This is a genomic window from Runella sp. CRIBMP (assembly GCF_009905605.1).
Taxonomy (GTDB): Bacteria; Bacteroidota; Bacteroidia; order Cytophagales; family Spirosomataceae; genus Runella.
The window spans coordinates 740,116-756,675 of sequence record NZ_JAAAKZ010000002.1; the positions used below are offsets into that span (position 1 = coordinate 740,116).

Consider the following 16,560-nt stretch of genomic DNA (forward strand, 5'->3'; position numbering starts at 1 on the left):
TTGCCTTTTTCTAATGCGAAACACTGTAGAAAGTACAAGATTTTATACAGCAAACTACTCTAATACTGAGCACAACTTTGTCATTCAAAATTTACCACAACAAAGCCAAGTATCGGAAGAATGGCTTTCAGTTTTCTACGTTTTGAAGAATTTATTTATGAGAGGTGCTCCTACAGAGATGTCAAGAAGGCTAAAAAATCAGCTAGTCCATCCCAAGGAGGAACTGAAAAGATGTTATTTTATCAGTGCACAGCCAAGTGAATGGAGAAACACTATAAAGGGGGATTCTATCAATAATTACTATCCTGCACGAGAGTTCTATGAAAAAATCCCCGATTTATTTGAAGAATGGGGATTCATTCAACAATTATTTTTACCAGAAACACCCTTTAACAAAATAATTAAAGATGAAGACAATCAGTTTGTAAATCAGAATGTTGACTTTTATCTTCCTCAAGCAAAGTTAGTTATCGAAATTGACGGCCAATCTCATGAAACTAACGAAAGCGAACTATATAATGACCGCCGAAGAGATGAGGCCCTCATTAAAAACAACATAAATATTATAAGAATTACCACAAAAGAATTGAGGGACAATAATTACCATGATAAAATTTACAAAATTAAGGAAGTGCTACAAAAAAGCAGTAGTATATTAAATGGATATAAGGAATTTTATTTAAACAAAAAAAACAAATATAAAGAACCAACAACTAAGTTTCAGCTTGACGCAAGTGCCATTTGCAGGTTTCAAATACTACTAATTGAATTATTAATTTATAAAAACATACAAATTACAGGCAAACAATGGTCATTTAATATATTAATTCATGAACCGTATCTAGAAGGCTTCGCAGAACTAGCTATAGATGATTTTTTAGATTGGCTAGAGAATATTTTAAGACTTAATAATACACCATTTATAAGACCTAAATATGAAGTATTTTATATAAATAGCTGGGATACTCAAAAAAAAGAAAATGCAATCGCCATTGATTTTAGCTTGTTAAAGCGATATACTGATGAACATTTATACAAATTAGACACTATTTACGTACGTACTGATTATTTTGACGCAACTGAATGCAACTATTTCCGGGTAAGCACTACTAAACCAATCTCGTACCCAATCCACAATGACAACCCAACACAGCTAAATTCATTGAGGTATTTTATACAAAACATATTTAACAAAGAAGACTTTAGAGATGGCCAAATTCCAATTATTGCAAATGCACTACGAAGAGTTGACGCCGTTGGCTTATTACCAACTGGTGGAGGAAAGTCACTCTGTTACCAATTGGCAGTATTACTCCAACCCTCAATTAGTTTTGTTGTTTCTCCAATAAAATCATTGATGTATGACCAAAAAGAAAATTTAGACAGTGTTGGCATTACAAATATTAACTTCATAAGTAGTGATTTGGATGCAGAAGAGAAAAACCAAGTAATGAATGATTTTGGTATAGGGAAATACTTCTTTATACTTATATCTCCAGAAAGATTCCAAATACAAAAATTTAGAGCATCATTACAAGAAGTTCAAGCCAATAAATCTATTTCTTATGCTGTTATTGATGAAGTTCACTGTTTATCCGAGTGGGGTCATGACTTTCGTACGTCATATTTGATACTACCATCTACGATAAAAAAAATTTGCATTGATGCAAAATTTATTGGTTTAACTGCAACTGCTTCTGCAAACGTTGCTAAAGATATCCGTTTGTCATTTGGCATTAAAGATGAACATGTAACTACTATTCAAGACTACAGTAGAAATGAATTAGATTTTGAAGTAATAAAGATAAACAATGATGACCCCAAAAAGGGCATACAAAAGAGAGAGATTTTAAAAAACACTATAAATAAATATTTAAATCCTCAAATTAAAAACTTCGATAACAATGAAGCAGCATTGATATTTACTCCTTACGTCAACGGAGATTTTGGGTGCTACCAAGTTTCCAGGGATATCCAAAATTTATTTTCAAGTAAAGTTGAATGGTATTCAGGAGAGTGTCCCACAACTAAGATTTATGAAGGAGGGAAAGTAAAAGGAAAGAAGCCTATAATGAGTGAAAAGGAGTTTGATAACTACAAAATTACTGTACAGAAAAATTTCAAGGATGATAAATTCCCCATAATGGTAGCTACAAAAGCTTTTGGGATGGGTATTGATAAACAAAACATTAGTTATACTTTTCATTATGGAATTCCTTCATCTATTGAAGCACTTTATCAAGAAGCTGGAAGGGCTGGGCGATGGAATAAACAAAAAAAGGAAAATCAAGAAAAAAAAGCTTATTGCAAAGTATTATTTTCACCTGAGAATATTCCAACAAGTTTATTAACAGAAATATTTGGCTTAAAAACACCCATTGAACGTATTAATCAAATCAGGGCAGATGTATCTAAAACTGGCAAAGACTTATTTAGGATATTATTTCTTTTTTCATCGGGTGTAAAAGAGCTTAAAGAAGATTATATTATAACCAAATTTGTTATTGAAACATACGGAAAAAGAAACCAATGGGTAACAATTAACAAAAACGAAGCAGTTAAAAGTTATGATTTTTTTAAAATTAAGTACAACATTAATAGCCATATTGGGGATTTTGAAATTGAAAAAGCTTTATATCGTCTCTTTATATTAGGTTTTGTTAATGATTGGACAAAAGACTTCATAAATAAATACAATGTAAACTTTTCAAATTGGGATGATACAACAGCTTTATCCGCTATTTCTAAGTACATATCAAAATATGGTTCAAGCATAAATGTGGAAAAAGAAATCACAAACCTAGAACACAACGCTATTGTTAATACTTTTCAAGATAAAATCATATGGTTTATATTAATTTGGACATATGAAAATATAACTTATGCTAGACGCCAGTCGTTAAAAAACTTATATGAATTATGTTTAAATTTCAAAGATAGTAGAAGTTTTAAGAATGTTCTTGATAATTATTTTAAAGTAACTGAGATTACATATACATTACAACATATTGGAGAGAATCCAAGACTGTACAAAAAGTGGTTTGAAGTCCTTTTACCAGAAATAAAAATCTTACCTAATCACAAATTAGAAGAATTAAAAAACGGATTAAGTCGTTTTTTAGAGAGTTATCGGCAGAACATGGGCCTTAATTTTATTAGTGGTATCGTTAGATTATTACTTAACGACTATGAAAATACTGATGGTAGACTACGTTTAGAAGACTCTTTTATCCAACTTAAATCTAATGAAAGCATTTACATTAATGACGTTTTTTCAGAGGTTTTTAATTTAATGAAATTATTTAACTCGAATCAAATTTACCAAATCAGCTTTACAATCCTAAAGATATTCCCAGAAAGAAAGTCAGAGTTAGTAGATCGCTTTAACTTAGTGTACCTACTAGAAGATGAAGTAAAAATTCGTATTGAACGTATACAGTCAATTAACAAAATAATTTATGAATCCTTTACAAAAATTTGACGAAACGTTGATGATTCTGGAGCAAGAAGCCCAGAATCTTTCCGGCTTAGGTGAACATATATCAAAAGTAGGTGAGCTTTTAGAAAAGTATCAAGATACGATAGATAAACTTGAAGCAAGTCGCAGCCTAATAGAAGATACAAAAAAGAGTCAGGAAGACTTTAATAAAATACTCTTGAGCAAAATTGGTGACGGACCTGAAGTCATAAAGAAACAATTATCTTCCTTGGTTGATACTATTGAAGCTACCTTGCGTAATCTACGCTCTGATCAGACAGAACAAGCAAGAGATGTTCGTAAGTTGCTTGAAAGTACAAATGATGAAATGAAGCGATTTTCAAAGGATATTGAATATATTGTAAAATCAAAAATAGATGAAACACGAAATGATTTAAGGCGCTTACTTGAAGAAGAGAGACAAAAGAATCAAAGAAATTTACAAGAAACCGAAAAAAACATTGAAACTGGAATAAAAAGTATTCAAACTACTGTAATTGCCACAGGAGCTATTATCACTGTAATAATGTTTTTCGTCCTATTAAAAGCAATTGGTTTAATAGGATAACTAACCTACAAATTATACTCCCACCAATCCCTCAAATTAGTTACAGCACCGCCTTGGGTGGTGCGTTGGCCACCTAGTATGTAAATTTTTTCACCTAAGGAGAATGAAATACAATTATGGCGGTTATCAATGGTTGAACTTGGCAATTGAGTCCAAGCATTATTTATTTGAGAATATTGCCACCACTGCTTTGAGTAGGTGGGATTATTTGAATTATTTACAAATGCCGATAATCCAAAAAAACCAACATTATTGGCTCCTACGGCATCAGAAGTACCTGCTGTAATTGCAATTGGCTGGTTTTGGTTAATAATTATGTTAGTTGGTAAACTTGCTACATTGCTCCATGAGACTGATTGTAAATCTATTCGCCAAAGTTCACGGTTGGTCAGCAACAAAAACCCACCTCCTTGCAGCCTAAAGCTGCCGATTGGAAGAGCCGAATTAATTGGGGAATCTCCCACATAGCTCCATGTATCACTAGCTGGGGTGTATCTGTAAGTAGTTTTATTATAAGAACCAAACAAACTATTTCCTCCGCCTGAGGTCCAAGTAATCCCTAAAGAAACGATTCCGCTGTTTTGATACGAAAATGCGCTTGAGGCAGAGCGTAAAGTCCCAGGATAGTCATTTTTCTGCGTCCATTGGTCAGTTGAAATATCGTATTCCCACCAATCACGCAATTGAAATGACAGTAAATTAGAAGCATTCCCTAATCCATAATAGAGCTTATTACCAATAGCAAACCCTACTGCTCCACTTCTAATCGTTCCGGGAAATGATTTGCGAATTTGCCAACTGTTTGTCTGTGCTGAAAACTGCCACATTTCATTGGTTTTTTGTCCACCAGCCAACTCTCCACCAATGATGAAAGCACTTCCCCATAACTCAGAAGTAGTAATGACTGTACTTTCTTTTCGTTCGGTAAAGGGAAGACTTCCTAAATTATTCCAAGATCCTGCAATTGGAGTTCGAATTGTAAATTGGGGGCCATAAATTGTTTGGCATTCTGTTTGAGCATAAGTGCGACAAGTATAGGTACGATTCGGCTGTAATGAAAGAACTTGATAGGTTTGAGAAATAGATTCAGCAGTACTATTGAGCAAACGATATTCTGAGCCAACACTTCCAAATTCATCCGTCCAAGTGATACCAAAATTTTTTACCAGAAACCTCCTCGGATTTTGGAAACTAGCTGAAAATAACGTCCCTCTGGGACTAACAACGGCATTTCTGCCCGATAAGGTAATTGGAATCGTTGTAGGATATAATGATTTAAGGTTCGTTATGTCTCCATTGGTGAGAGAAATACTTGAAGTTGAAATCGGTGACATAATACTTGAGCCATCTTGATCGTTGGGAGCCATTCCCAAAAACAAACCAAGGTGATACATAACTGCCTTGCGGATGGTAGCTTCGGTCCATGCAAAATCTCGGTTGAGAGTAAGCGTGTTGCCGTCTAGGACACCCAATGTATAGTTTCTGAATGCAAATACGCCTGGAGTAGTTGAATAGGGTAACGCATCCTGTTCTCTGAATACCACATTTAACAAAACACTTCCGCTGGTTCGCTCAATAAATTGCAAATAGGTTCCCGCTTGTGCAAAGCTGCTAAAGCCGCTTCGTATCCAGCCATTGATGGCAGAAGCATTTTGCACCCCTGTCGTATTGATGCTATAACTTACCTGGCAGCCACTTATAGCTGGACGTATCGAAGTAGATTGGCTGATAACTACCGCATCGCCTCGGTAAAGAGGATACTTTTCGACACAGCTTATGAAGCCAATCGTACAAAAAAAGAATAGGGATATATTGTTTTTAAAAATCCTAGCCATAAAGTTGAGGAGGAACCAGTATAATAGCGTTTTTTCATAAGGTGCTTATGGGGCAAGATACAAAATAACATTCGTGCGAACTTACTCAGATCACCGGAAATGAATGAAATAGTTATCAAACGGTGTATGGTGTGTCATTCGTGCTCCTTACATCTTAATTCTGGAGGTAAATGTTACCTAAAGGAATGAATCAACGCATTGTATATACATAGTACGTACAGACATGTTCTACACTCAAAAATTATGTCGTAAAGGTTTCAGTCAAAAAAAATGCCAAAAGCACAAAAAAGGCGCTTTGTAAAACTCATATCAGCTACAGGAAATTTTTACCAGTTTTTTCTAAGCCACAAATCCCAATCCCATCTGCGCCAGTCCATAGAAGTGCTGAAAGGTGACGTCTACTTTTTGCGAAAATACCAAACGGTCGTAGCCGGGTTCGGGAAGGTGTTGCCCCAAGATTTGTTGGATTTCCCATCTCACTTTTTCCTGCGTGGCTTTTTCTTTGTGCCATTCCTGAATCAGGATTTTGTTTTTGGCATCAAACAGTTTTTCCAGCAGGGTCTTGGCGGCGAGTTTGACGCTTTTTTCCTCTTCTTTGGTGAGCTTTTCTTTCTTCAACAAATCAAACAACTCCTGCTCCGCTTCCGTCATTTCATTTTTGGCGGCGCGTTGTTGTTCTTCATTTAAGGTTTCTGCCTGTTTGATGAGGGCCTCGTAGGCTTCTTCAATGGAGAGACTGCCCGAATTGTAATCGTCAATGACCTTTTGGAAATTGGCCAGAAACGATCCGCGTGTTTTATTTTGAGCCAGCATCTGTTTGAGCTTGATTTCCAGCAGTTCCCGAAGGTCGGCAAACTGGATATTCTTGTGTTTCTTTTCGGGAAATTCAAGGCGTAATTGTTCAAAGTTCAGTCGGCTCAAATCAATTTGCTTGGAATCGTCGATAGTGTATTCGGCTTTGCTTTCGGCCACCAAATCACCTTTGCCGACTACGCTGGAATCCAGCAACTCATCAATTTTCTTTTTGGCCCGTTCTACGGCTTCGTCACGGTCTACATTGCGGTCAACAACGTCTCTGAGGTATTGAAAAACATCGCGGCCTTTTTTGATGAGAGGATATTCATACACTTCCGGTTTAGCCGAATCGTACAACGACGCGATGGTGTTTACATATAGTCCTAACTGTTTGCGATGTTCGTCTTTGGTTAAAATCAGGTTGGCATATTCCTGAAACAGCTCAATTTCTTTAAATCCTTTTTCTCCAAGGGTCAGGATGCGGTCTATATCGGCTCCCAGGTTCTTGCAGTAAGCTTTGGCTTCGTCGATGGATTGTTCCAGCAGTTGCAAAAGTTCCTCAAACTCTTTGGCGGGGTATTCATCATCGTCCTCCGTTTTCGGCAGCTTCCCTTTGGTTCCTTCGGCATAGGCGGCCAACGCTATTTTGAGGTTTCTGAATACGCCGAAGTAATCAATCACCAAGCCATTTTTCTTGCCTTCAATCACCCGATTGGCCCGGGCTATGGTCTGCATCAGGGTGTGATTTTGGAGGGGTTTGTCCAGATAAAGGGTGGAAACGGAAGGGGCATCAAAGCCCGTCATCCACATGGCAGTGACGAATACGATTCGGTAGGTGTTGTTTTCGTCTTTGAAATAATCTTCAATGTTGCGGCCGTCGTCATCGGGATGGTCTATCAATGCGCGGTGTGGTTTAATGTTTAGGCCCACATCTGCAAATGCTTTTTCTTCTTCTTTGTCGCCTCCTTCCTGACTGATGACCACCGCCATTCGGGTTTCCTGCATAAAGGCCAACGCTCGAGAATAGCGGCTTTTAAGCTCTTTGTCCCTTTCAACGGCTATTTTTTTACGCAGTAGTTTGATTTCTTCTTTCAGGTGGTATTGTACTTTGTCGTACATCCTGACGGCCGTAAACTTGTCGATGCTGATGACCATGGCCTTCATGGGCTTACGGTTTCCTTCGTCATCGTCTACGTCCAATCGGTAAGGAAAATGCTGAACGATGTGCTTGGCGATTTCTTCCAGACGGTCGTCGCGGCGGACTACGTTCAACAGCGTCGAATATTCCCGATCCAGTTTTTTCTTTTGTTCTTCGCTCAGGTTTTCGTCTTCCAAAATCGCTGCGGCCTCCCCTACCAATTCGGGGTTGATTTGCTCTACGCGCGGCACACTCTTTTTGTAATAAATGGGCACCGTGGCACCATCTTCAATGCTTTGAGCGAAATTATATTCCGACACGTAGGGCCCAAACCAATCCTTGGTAAGCTCACTGCGGAGCAAGGGCGTACCCGTAAAGGCGATGTATTGGGCGTTGGGCAGGCCGATGCGCATGTTTTCGGCCAGTCCCTTGTATTGGGTGCGGTGGGCTTCGTCCACCATCACAATCCAGTCGTTGCGGTCGGTAAGCTGCTTGAAGGTTTTACCGCCTTCAATACCGAATTTGAAAATCAGTGTAAAGACGTAGGCTCGATTTGATTGCAGATATTCCCGAAGTTTTTCTTTATCAGCGGGACGGAAATAGTTTTCCTTTTGGTCTTTGGTTTCAACAATGGTTTCGGTTTCGTTGAAATTTCGGTAAATCTGACTGTCCAGATCCCGACGGTCAGTAATGATCAGAAAGGACCAGTTACCCGTGATTTTACGATGAATCTTTTTGGAGAAAAAAATCATCGAATACGATTTACCCGACCCCTGTGTGTGCCAGAAAACACCCAGCTTTCCTTTGTTGGTGTCTTTGGCTTGCAGTCCCGCAATGGCATTGTTTACGCCGAGATATTGGTGATTTTTGGCAATGATTTTTACCTTGTTTTTGTGATACAGCACAAAATTTTCAAAGTAATCAATGAGCGTATCTTTTTGGCAAAGCCCCTGCCCAAACAGCTTGAGGCTCAGGTGCTCACCCGTCTGCTCGCTTTCTTTTTCTATTTCTTCCTTGGTGGGTTGGTCGTGGGTGATGGCGGTGTCGGTCAACTTGAGCCAACTGAAAAAATGGTCCCATGGCGCATTGAAGCTGCCGACGCGGGTTTGGATGCCATTGGAAATGCAGACAAACAGGTTGTACCAAAACAATTGAGGAATGTCGCGGCGGTAATCGGTCAGGTTTTTGTCAAAGCCCGTTTTTACCTTTTCAGTGGCATTTTTCAGTTCAATCATCACCAACGGCAGGCCGTTGACGTACAGCAACAAATCAGGACGACGCGTAATGGTCTGGGTTTGTTGGTATTCGATGCTTAGTTGCGATACCAGCAAAAAATCATTATTGTTTGCAGCGGTAAAATCAATGATACGGACGTAATCGTTGACTTCACGCCCCAGCGTATTTTTATAGGCGATAGGGACGCCGTTTTTGATGAGTTCGTAGACTTCTTTGTTGGCCAACAACGGCGTGAGCGTGGCCCGACTTTTGGTAATTTCGCCAATTGCGTACGTAAGCGAAGACTCGGGAAGGTGCGGATTCAGCACTTCCAAATTGGCTTTCAACCGATCTTTCAGAACCACTTCTTTGAGACTGCTTCGACCCAACAACTGTTTTTCCCAAGCGTTGATATGCGTGTAGCCCAGTTGATTGACAAAAAAATCAATGTCGGCAACTTCAATGTGTGATTCGTTGAGATAGGCCATGGGCTATTTTATTGTTGCATTAATAACTGTATCAATCTTTGATTAATGAAGTAGTTAGTTTTGCCGAGTTTTACTTTCTTCAACCGGTCGTTTTCCGCAAAAATCTCTAAATATTTGGCTGCCGTCAGTCTGGTTACCTGACAATCCTGCATCACAAACTCAATTTTGGTGTAGGGATGTTTGAAGAGGTTGTCCAACAGTTCTCTGCTGTAAATTTTAGGATGTGATTCCTGACACCACACTTTTGTTTCTTCCAATAATACCCGAATCGCTTTGATTAAATCAATGGTATAAAGAGCGGTGTTTTCAACGGCTTCCAACATAAAACAGATCCAACTTTCCCAGTCGTCATGGTCTCTGACGGCTTGCAGTTTTTGATAATATTGCCCCTTATGGCGTACGATATAACGGCTGAGATACAGCACCGGAACGTCTAACAAATCTTTGAGTACAAGGTATAATAGATTGATAATCCGCCCTGTACGGCCGTTGCCGTCATAAAAAGGGTGGATGCTTTCAAATTGAAAATGGATAATCGCCATCTTGACCAGAGAATCCCAATCGGCCAATTCATCATTGTTGATAAATTGTTCTAAATTGGACATCAGGTGAATAATCTCGTCATAGTCCTGCGGAGGCATATAGACCACCTCGCCGGTTTGTTGGTTTTTCAGCACCGTACCGGGCAAGCGTCGGATAGCACCGTTGGTTGGTTCGAGTATATCCAGTATCTGCAATAAATGCTTGGTACTCAAAAAACCATATTGTTGTACCAAATCATGGCCCCTTTTGAGCGCGGCCGCGTAGGATTGGACTTCTTTGGCGGCGGCCGAAACCTGCAAATCAAGCGATGCTTTGAAGAGTTCGTCGTGGGTAGTAATGACATTTTCGATGGCCGAACTGTCTTTTGCTTCCTGCAACGATAAGGTGTTTATCAATATATTTTGGTCGGGAATAGTGGCCAAAATCCCTTTGAGCTCGGCCAGGGCTTTGTTAGCTTGCAACGACTTTTTTAATACCGTTTTTGTTTCTACCTCGCCGATATTCGGCAGTTCTTTGATTCGATAACTCATTTCCATTCTTTTATCTCATGTATAAATTTATGGTTTTTTTATACATGAACTACCAAACGTGTATAAAAATAAGCGTTTTTTATACATGAGAGACCCATGTGTTTTGTGAGACAGGCCATGTAAGAGTGGCTGATTCCCTATGAGTGAGGATATGCTCCCTCCGCTTCCGCTGCCATTGGCCACGGCTCCGCATTTTGCCCCAATACGTATTCCTTTGCCTCTGCTAACCCCTCCACACTCAGTTTACCGCTGATGAGCCTCGGCAATAATAAATCGCGGGTTTGCTGGAGGAGTTGGTTCTTTTGAGATAGTATTTTAATTTCTTCAAAAAATGGATTAATCAACATTTCAAAGTTTGAGATTAAACATTGAGATGGTAAATTCATTTTTAATGCCATTATATCTTTAGGGTAAACATGAGGCTGTGCAGACCCTTTTTGTAAAAAAAAGACTTCATTTTGTTTGTTTTTGAGCAATAGATAGAAAAAGAATATGTATTGTGTCTCGTTTGTATCTAAATAAGAACAGTCAGAAGCCCAAATATCTTCAAAATATAGATTGACGTATCCTGCGTTTGCTCCAGAAGCACTAATTGTAATTGTTGGCGAACTCGTATTGGCTGTGTTATGATAATACGCTGGTGATAATCCTCCTGCAACAACTGGAACACTGCCCTCTGAAATCGTATTTTGAGTAATATTTCGTCCTTTTTTGAATTCTACTAAATCACCAAGTTTCCCAATCTCCCACCCCTTCGGCAAGCCATCCACAAACTCCGTATTTTCATAATTGGGAAAGCGCAGGCGCACAAACCACTCTTTGTAAATCTCCTCGGCCATTTCTTCCAACAGCTTGATACGCTGCTTGTTGTTTTCGATCAGCTCGTCATAGGCCGAGAGAATGGAGGCGATTTTTTGTTGGATAGGAAGCGGAGGGTATTTAACTTTTATAGTTTCACAATCTCCTATACGTAAATGTTCAACTGTAGCACCAGATCCGTAAGAGCGAAGTTGCCCTTGCATAAAGTCGTCTTGGAATGCGTAATAGAGGTACAATTGGTCTACAATTAATGGATTAGACCTATATTGAACTAACCTTTGGCCTAAGAATATATTATCATCTGAACGTAGTAAGCCAACTTCTCCTAAAGGAGCTTCCCTTGTTAAAATTATATCGTTCCTTTTTGGTTTTGCCCTTCTTGTCCAATTTTTGTATGTATCTTCAGTCACATATCTAACAGATGATATATCTACTCTCCCATTTTTGACATTAGTAGTTCTAATCATTTTATAAGGTGTTTCATAATCTACAACTGGGGCAGTTTTATTTACACAATCAATAATTTCAGAACAGACCAAGTTTAATGGCTCTGTTTTCCAGATAATAGCCATATTAAAATAATATTTTTTTTAAGTTCTCATCTATTACTATTTCAAGTTCTAATGAGTCTTTATTTAATTTAGTTAGCTTTTGGTGCTTTTCTTTTAAAATCAATTTGAATTCGCTTTCTGAAATAGAATCATCAATATTTTCCACCCCCACATACCTCCCCGCATTCAGCGAATAATCCTGTTCATCAGCATACTCGGTTTTGTCAGCGGCTTTACACAATCCAACAATGTCCGTGTATTTGGCTTCGGGAAAACGGCTTTGCAGCCAATCCATGCTGTTGTGCCAATAGGTTAGGGTCTCGGTGGCGGTTTTCCAGTGTTGGTACAGCTCGTCAAGGGCTTTGGGAAAGTTGTTGAGTTCCAGTTCCGCCCATGTTTTATCGTTTTTAAGCTTCAGGCTTTTATCGGCTTCGGCCCATAGTTCGCTGAGGGCGTCTTTGTGGTTTTTCAGGAGGGTATCGGTGGCTTTGAGGGCCGTGAGGTACTCGCTCAGGGTTTCGGCAAAAGCCAATTGGGCGGCGTTTTCTTCCACTTCGCTCAAAGAACAATCGGGAAGCGCAGCCACGGGCAACGGTAAGGCGGTAAGTTTTTGGATAAGATCAGCAACGGCACCTTTGGCTTCTCCAAACAGCCCACCGTCTTTGGCAGTGCGTTTGGCTTGGCTGTCGGCGGCATATTTTTGGAGGTTGATCAGGCCCGTTTTCAGTTTGGTTTGCAGCGCTTCAAAAGCTCTTGGAACGGCCGCCTGCGCTTCTATGGCCTGCTTGGCGTAGTGGCTGATGAGGGCGAGGTAGCGGTCGGTTTCGCCCCGGTACAGGCGCACGATGGCAGCAAGGTTTTGAATTTGCTCCTCTTTCCATTCGCGGTGGGCACGGTCTATTTGGGTATAAACATTACGGGCATCCAAAAACAAAATCGTGTCTTTGCGCTCAGACAGGGCTTTTTGTTTGTCAAAAAACCAGAGCGTGGCGGGCAGCGTCACCGTAAAAAACATGTTGGAAGGCATCGACACCATGCAGTCCACAATGCCGCTGTCCACGATCTTTTTACGAATGTCGTACTCTGAATTGCCTGCGTCGGAGGCCGAGTTGGGCATCACAAAGCCCGCGCGTCCTTTTTCGTTGAGCGAGGTCGCAAACAACGACACCCACAGGTAATTGGCATCCGTAATGCTGTCGTCGGTGTTTTTGCCTTTGTTTTTGGGCAAACCAAACTGATAAAAACGCGGGTCGTTTTTGACGGTACTTTCTTTAACCGATTTTACATTGAACGGCGGGTTGGCCATCACAAAATCAAACTTCCCCAAGCTATTGTACGGGTCGCTTTCGTACGAGTTGGTCTCCGTAATCTCGCCCCGTATGTTATTGACCATCAGGTTCATTTTGGCCAATCGGGCAGTTTCGCTCATGTACTCCTGTCCGTATACGTAAATGTCGCTGAGGTCGTGTTTGGTTTCCTGAATAAACTTGGCACTTTGTACAAACATACCGCCCGAGCCGCAGGCCGGGTCGTAGATTTTGCCCGCAAAGGGCTCAATCACTTCCACAATAAACCGCACCACCGACGTAGGCGTGAAGAATTCGCCGCCTTTTTGGCCTTCGCTCATGGCAAACTCGCCGAGGAAATATTCATATATCTTGCCGAACACATCGCCGGTCGCATCTTTCGGAATATCGGAGAAAGTTTTGAGCAGTTGCGGCAGAATGTCCGCTTTCTTTTTCTCAATTTCAAAATACGCCTCTTTCGGCAACACATCCTTAAACTTCTCGTCCTGATGCTCCTCAATGCCTTCCATGGCTTTTTGCAGCGCTTTGGCCATGCTTTTATCGCCGGGGAGCGTCAGCAGGTAATCATACCGGGCGTAGTCGGGCAGATAAAACCCGCATTTCGACAAAGCAATGGATTCTACGGAGCGTTCGAGTCGGCTTCCTTTGGTAGCCAGATACTCATTCAAAATTTCGGCTTCGTACTGACTGTATTTATTTTCGGAGAATCGCAGAAAAATCAATCCTAACACGGGTACGGCGTAGTCAGCGGCTTTGATACCGCCATACGCTCTTAATGAATTGGCCGAAGCCCACAGATCATTCTCTAATTTCTTGAGTTGTTCGTTGGTCATACTTTAAATCTTACTGATACGTATAAAAGGCCGCAAGGTTACGGTATCTAACATTACTTTACAAATAATACCTGCAACCTTTCAGTTTGATAAGCACTGCTTAAAGATAGATTTTTTAAACCATATATGTGGAGAAAAGCCGTTCAGGGGCGAAGAAACAGGAACATTAAACAAGTGAAAGATAACATTATAACCACTTGATAACTTTTTCACAGGAATTGTTTTCGAATCATGCTTAATCAAAAAAAGGTGCTTACGAAACCTTGTAAGCACCTTTTTTGAATCATAATTCTGAGATTTTTCCTCTCCACCAATAAACGACCCCAGCAATTCCAATCAAAGTGGCAATAAGAAGAAGCCAACCGAACCAATTCGTACCGGAACCTTTCTCATACTCATTTTGAACTATTGATGAGGAAAATCCTGAAAGCATTGGAGTCGAAGACTGTGCAGGAAAGCTATCAAAATCTCCACCGAACGGATAATACGTTTGCTCTATCATGGCTTTTGTGGGTTAAAACTGTGAATTAATACCGTAAATACGTCTGCTATCTGATTGATTACAATGCTCTGCTTTTGGCCCTGCACATTGAGATAAGAGACGCTTTGCCCTTTGTGCGATTTAAACAATTCAAGAAGCAAAGGATTCTTTTCGTAGAAATCAAGCTGAGTCTGTACCTGCTCCGTCTGCTTTTTGGCATTATTAATTTTGCTTTCCCACTCATTGAACGTGTAACTTGATTTTTGTGGGGCGTGATTCGTTCGTTGGTGGCGCAGAGAAACAACCGTTTCTACATATTCGCTCAACGTCATTGCGTTTTGATTGGCTTCCTGTGCCAGTTGGATTTTTGTACCTGCATCACACTTGAAACCAAGCGTTACTTTGTTGCGGGCATTTTCGAGTCCTTCTAACTGCAATGCCCTTCCGTTTCTTTGATAATTTACCATGTTGTTAATTTTGATTAATTGTACACTCCAAAACTAATTAACCCTGATTTACCGCTTTCGGGTTAATCAGGGTTAATACAGGTTAATCGGCATTAATCTACGTTAACGGCAGTTAATCAGAGGGTTCGCCAAGGTGTTTGATAATAATACCTACCTGTTTGGGAGTTAATACCCTATAGCCAGTGTCCAGTGACAAATCAGGTATTTTTACAAGCCACTTTTTAAAGGTTTCAGGGCTGACTCCGTAAAGTTTGGCCAACTGATTACGGGTGGACGGTTTATGCGTTTTAGTTTCCATAGCTTTGGGGTTTTGAACGTTGGAAATTAGAAAAGCCATATATAGGGCATTTCCATTTCCAACGTCTTTAGAAGGGTGCATTTAAGGTGAAGAAAACTTCCTTTCCGTTTTTTTTGCGCCCCAAAAAAGGGGTTTCCCCATCCGTCAGGCTTTTCAAACGGGTCTCAACTGTTTTGGCGGTACATCCAAAGTATTGGGTAAGTTGGTCGAGTAAAGCGGTCTTTGAGATTTCTCCCATCATGTTCTCCAATAACCAATCCTTCAACTCTCCCAATTCCGCTTTTTCCGCTTTAAGACTTTTTTGGTCAGCGATAAAGTCGGCATCGGCCAACACCAAACCCCTTGCTTCTTCTGAATAGCGCAGAAAATGCGGTTCAGGTTTCTTGACGCTCCGGGTATGAAGAAACTTCAAGACAATCAAGTCAGTAGAATTGCCATTGGCTCCCTTATCAAATCCAATTGAGATTACGGTAGAGGCTTTATTAATCAGTTCCGTTCCTAAATGCCCCCGTGCTTTCCCTTCGCCAAAACTGTTGGGGTTTTCGTGGATGACACAAATAAACGAGACGTTATACCGATTAATCATCATATTCAGGTGGTCAAGCAACTTCATCGACTCTTTGGGGTCGTTAAAGCTTCCGATACAGTCCGTAATCACGTCTAAAATCACGATTACGTGTTCGTCAGCATGGTTTTGGCGCACATCATCTAAATACTGCTTCACGGCCTCAAACCGTTCTGTACGCTCAATTTCAATCAGGCTAAACGCTTCTAAATTGTTGGGACGACTTGTTTTATCAAATCCTGCCAATTCTTTGATTCGTTGAATGGCAAAAGGGAATTGGTCGTTCAGGTTTCGCTCGGTATCTCCATAAACCACATGAAAGCGTTTAAGAGGGGCGATTTTGAAGCCGATAAACTCGCGGTTTGCATCCATTTTTACACAGGCTGCACAAAGATTCTCGGTAAGACGTGACTTGTGAACGCCTTTTTGTCCCTGAATAACTGAAATGGTATTGGGATAAATGATACCAACTCCATTCAACGTCATTAATGGCTGGGCAAAGCGTATATCTTGACAGGCTTTGCTTTCGATGGTCTCCTGAATTTCTCGTAATTGGGCCAAGTAAGAAACTTTAGGCACTTTTTGCTCTCCGGTTTGGGGCAATTGTTCATAGCCATGCTGCATGACATTTTTGAACTTATCCATGAAT

The 16,560-nt window shown here is 40.3% G+C and carries 11 protein-coding genes; 2 read left to right on the forward strand and 9 right to left on the reverse strand.

The window, feature by feature from the left end; all coding sequences use genetic code 11:
• The first annotated feature begins 13 nt into the window (after positions 1-13).
• Both GVN20_RS08190 and GVN20_RS08195 read left to right on the forward strand, forming a co-directional pair.
• Positions 14-3,481, forward strand: coding sequence for a DEAD/DEAH box helicase (locus GVN20_RS08190; protein WP_166557839.1), 3,468 nt, complete (start codon positions 14-16; stop codon positions 3,479-3,481).
• Positions 3,459-4,046, forward strand: coding sequence for a hypothetical protein (locus GVN20_RS08195; RefSeq protein WP_166557840.1), 588 nt, complete (start codon positions 3,459-3,461; stop codon positions 4,044-4,046). The genes GVN20_RS08190 and GVN20_RS08195 overlap by 23 nt, the downstream gene beginning before the upstream one ends.
• Positions 4,047-4,051: 5 nt before the next feature.
• Here GVN20_RS08195 and GVN20_RS08200 read toward each other — a convergent pair whose 3' ends face one another.
• The 9 genes from GVN20_RS08200 to GVN20_RS08240 form a co-directional block, all read right to left on the reverse strand.
• Positions 4,052-5,881 (reverse strand): hypothetical protein, encoded by a 1,830-nt coding sequence (locus GVN20_RS08200; protein WP_166557841.1) that lies wholly within the window; start codon positions 5,879-5,881, stop codon positions 4,052-4,054.
• A gap of 339 nt (positions 5,882-6,220) precedes the next feature.
• On the reverse strand, positions 6,221-9,517 hold the full coding sequence (locus tag GVN20_RS08205) for a type I restriction endonuclease subunit R (RefSeq protein WP_166557842.1): 3,297 nt from the start codon (positions 9,515-9,517) through the stop codon (positions 6,221-6,223).
• A gap of 8 nt (positions 9,518-9,525) precedes the next feature.
• Entirely contained in the window at positions 9,526-10,590 is a 1,065-nt protein-coding gene (locus GVN20_RS08210) for a Fic family protein (RefSeq protein WP_166557843.1), read from the reverse strand.
• A gap of 137 nt (positions 10,591-10,727) precedes the next feature.
• On the reverse strand, positions 10,728-11,981 hold the full coding sequence (locus GVN20_RS08215) for a restriction endonuclease subunit S (RefSeq protein WP_166557844.1): 1,254 nt from the start codon (positions 11,979-11,981) through the stop codon (positions 10,728-10,730).
• Between the two features lies 1 nt (position 11,982).
• Positions 11,983-14,100, reverse strand: coding sequence for a type I restriction-modification system subunit M (locus GVN20_RS08220; RefSeq protein WP_166557845.1), 2,118 nt, complete (start codon positions 14,098-14,100; stop codon positions 11,983-11,985).
• A gap of 283 nt (positions 14,101-14,383) precedes the next feature.
• On the reverse strand, positions 14,384-14,602 hold the full coding sequence (locus GVN20_RS08225; protein WP_166557846.1) for a protein BatD: 219 nt from the start codon (positions 14,600-14,602) through the stop codon (positions 14,384-14,386).
• On the reverse strand, positions 14,599-15,048 hold the full coding sequence (locus tag GVN20_RS08230; RefSeq protein WP_166557847.1) for a hypothetical protein: 450 nt from the start codon (positions 15,046-15,048) through the stop codon (positions 14,599-14,601). Before GVN20_RS08230 ends, GVN20_RS08225 begins: the two co-directional genes overlap by 4 nt.
• Before the next feature lie 112 nt (positions 15,049-15,160).
• Positions 15,161-15,346: a DUF4248 domain-containing protein gene (locus GVN20_RS08235; protein ID WP_166557848.1), complete on the reverse strand. Its 186-nt coding sequence runs from the start codon at positions 15,344-15,346 to the stop codon at positions 15,161-15,163.
• Positions 15,347-15,413: 67 nt separating this feature from the next.
• Entirely contained in the window at positions 15,414-16,556 is a 1,143-nt protein-coding gene (locus GVN20_RS08240) for an AAA family ATPase (RefSeq protein ID WP_166557849.1), read from the reverse strand.
• Positions 16,557-16,560 lie beyond the last annotated feature (4 nt).

Excerpts from the sequence above, each read along its gene's own strand:
- GVN20_RS08195 (WP_166557840.1), top strand. The coding sequence starts at position 3,459 with ATGAATCCTTTACAAAAATTTGACGAAACGTTGATGATTCTGGAGCAA.
- GVN20_RS08240 (WP_166557849.1), bottom strand. The coding sequence starts at position 16,556 with ATGGATAAGTTCAAAAATGTCATGCAGCATGGCTATGAACAATTGCCC.
- GVN20_RS08220 (WP_166557845.1), bottom strand. The coding sequence starts at position 14,100 with ATGACCAACGAACAACTCAAGAAATTAGAGAATGATCTGTGGGCTTCG.
- GVN20_RS08235 (WP_166557848.1), bottom strand. The coding sequence starts at position 15,346 with ATGGAAACTAAAACGCATAAACCGTCCACCCGTAATCAGTTGGCCAAA.
- GVN20_RS08205 (WP_166557842.1), bottom strand. The coding sequence starts at position 9,517 with ATGGCCTATCTCAACGAATCACACATTGAAGTTGCCGACATTGATTTT.
- GVN20_RS08190 (WP_166557839.1), top strand. The coding sequence starts at position 14 with ATGCGAAACACTGTAGAAAGTACAAGATTTTATACAGCAAACTACTCT.
- GVN20_RS08230 (WP_166557847.1), bottom strand. The coding sequence starts at position 15,048 with ATGGTAAATTATCAAAGAAACGGAAGGGCATTGCAGTTAGAAGGACTC.
- GVN20_RS08200 (WP_166557841.1), bottom strand. The coding sequence starts at position 5,881 with ATGGCTAGGATTTTTAAAAACAATATATCCCTATTCTTTTTTTGTACG.
- GVN20_RS08210 (WP_166557843.1), bottom strand. The coding sequence starts at position 10,590 with ATGAGTTATCGAATCAAAGAACTGCCGAATATCGGCGAGGTAGAAACA.
- GVN20_RS08225 (WP_166557846.1), bottom strand. The coding sequence starts at position 14,602 with ATGATAGAGCAAACGTATTATCCGTTCGGTGGAGATTTTGATAGCTTT.
- GVN20_RS08215 (WP_166557844.1), bottom strand. The coding sequence starts at position 11,981 with ATGGCTATTATCTGGAAAACAGAGCCATTAAACTTGGTCTGTTCTGAA.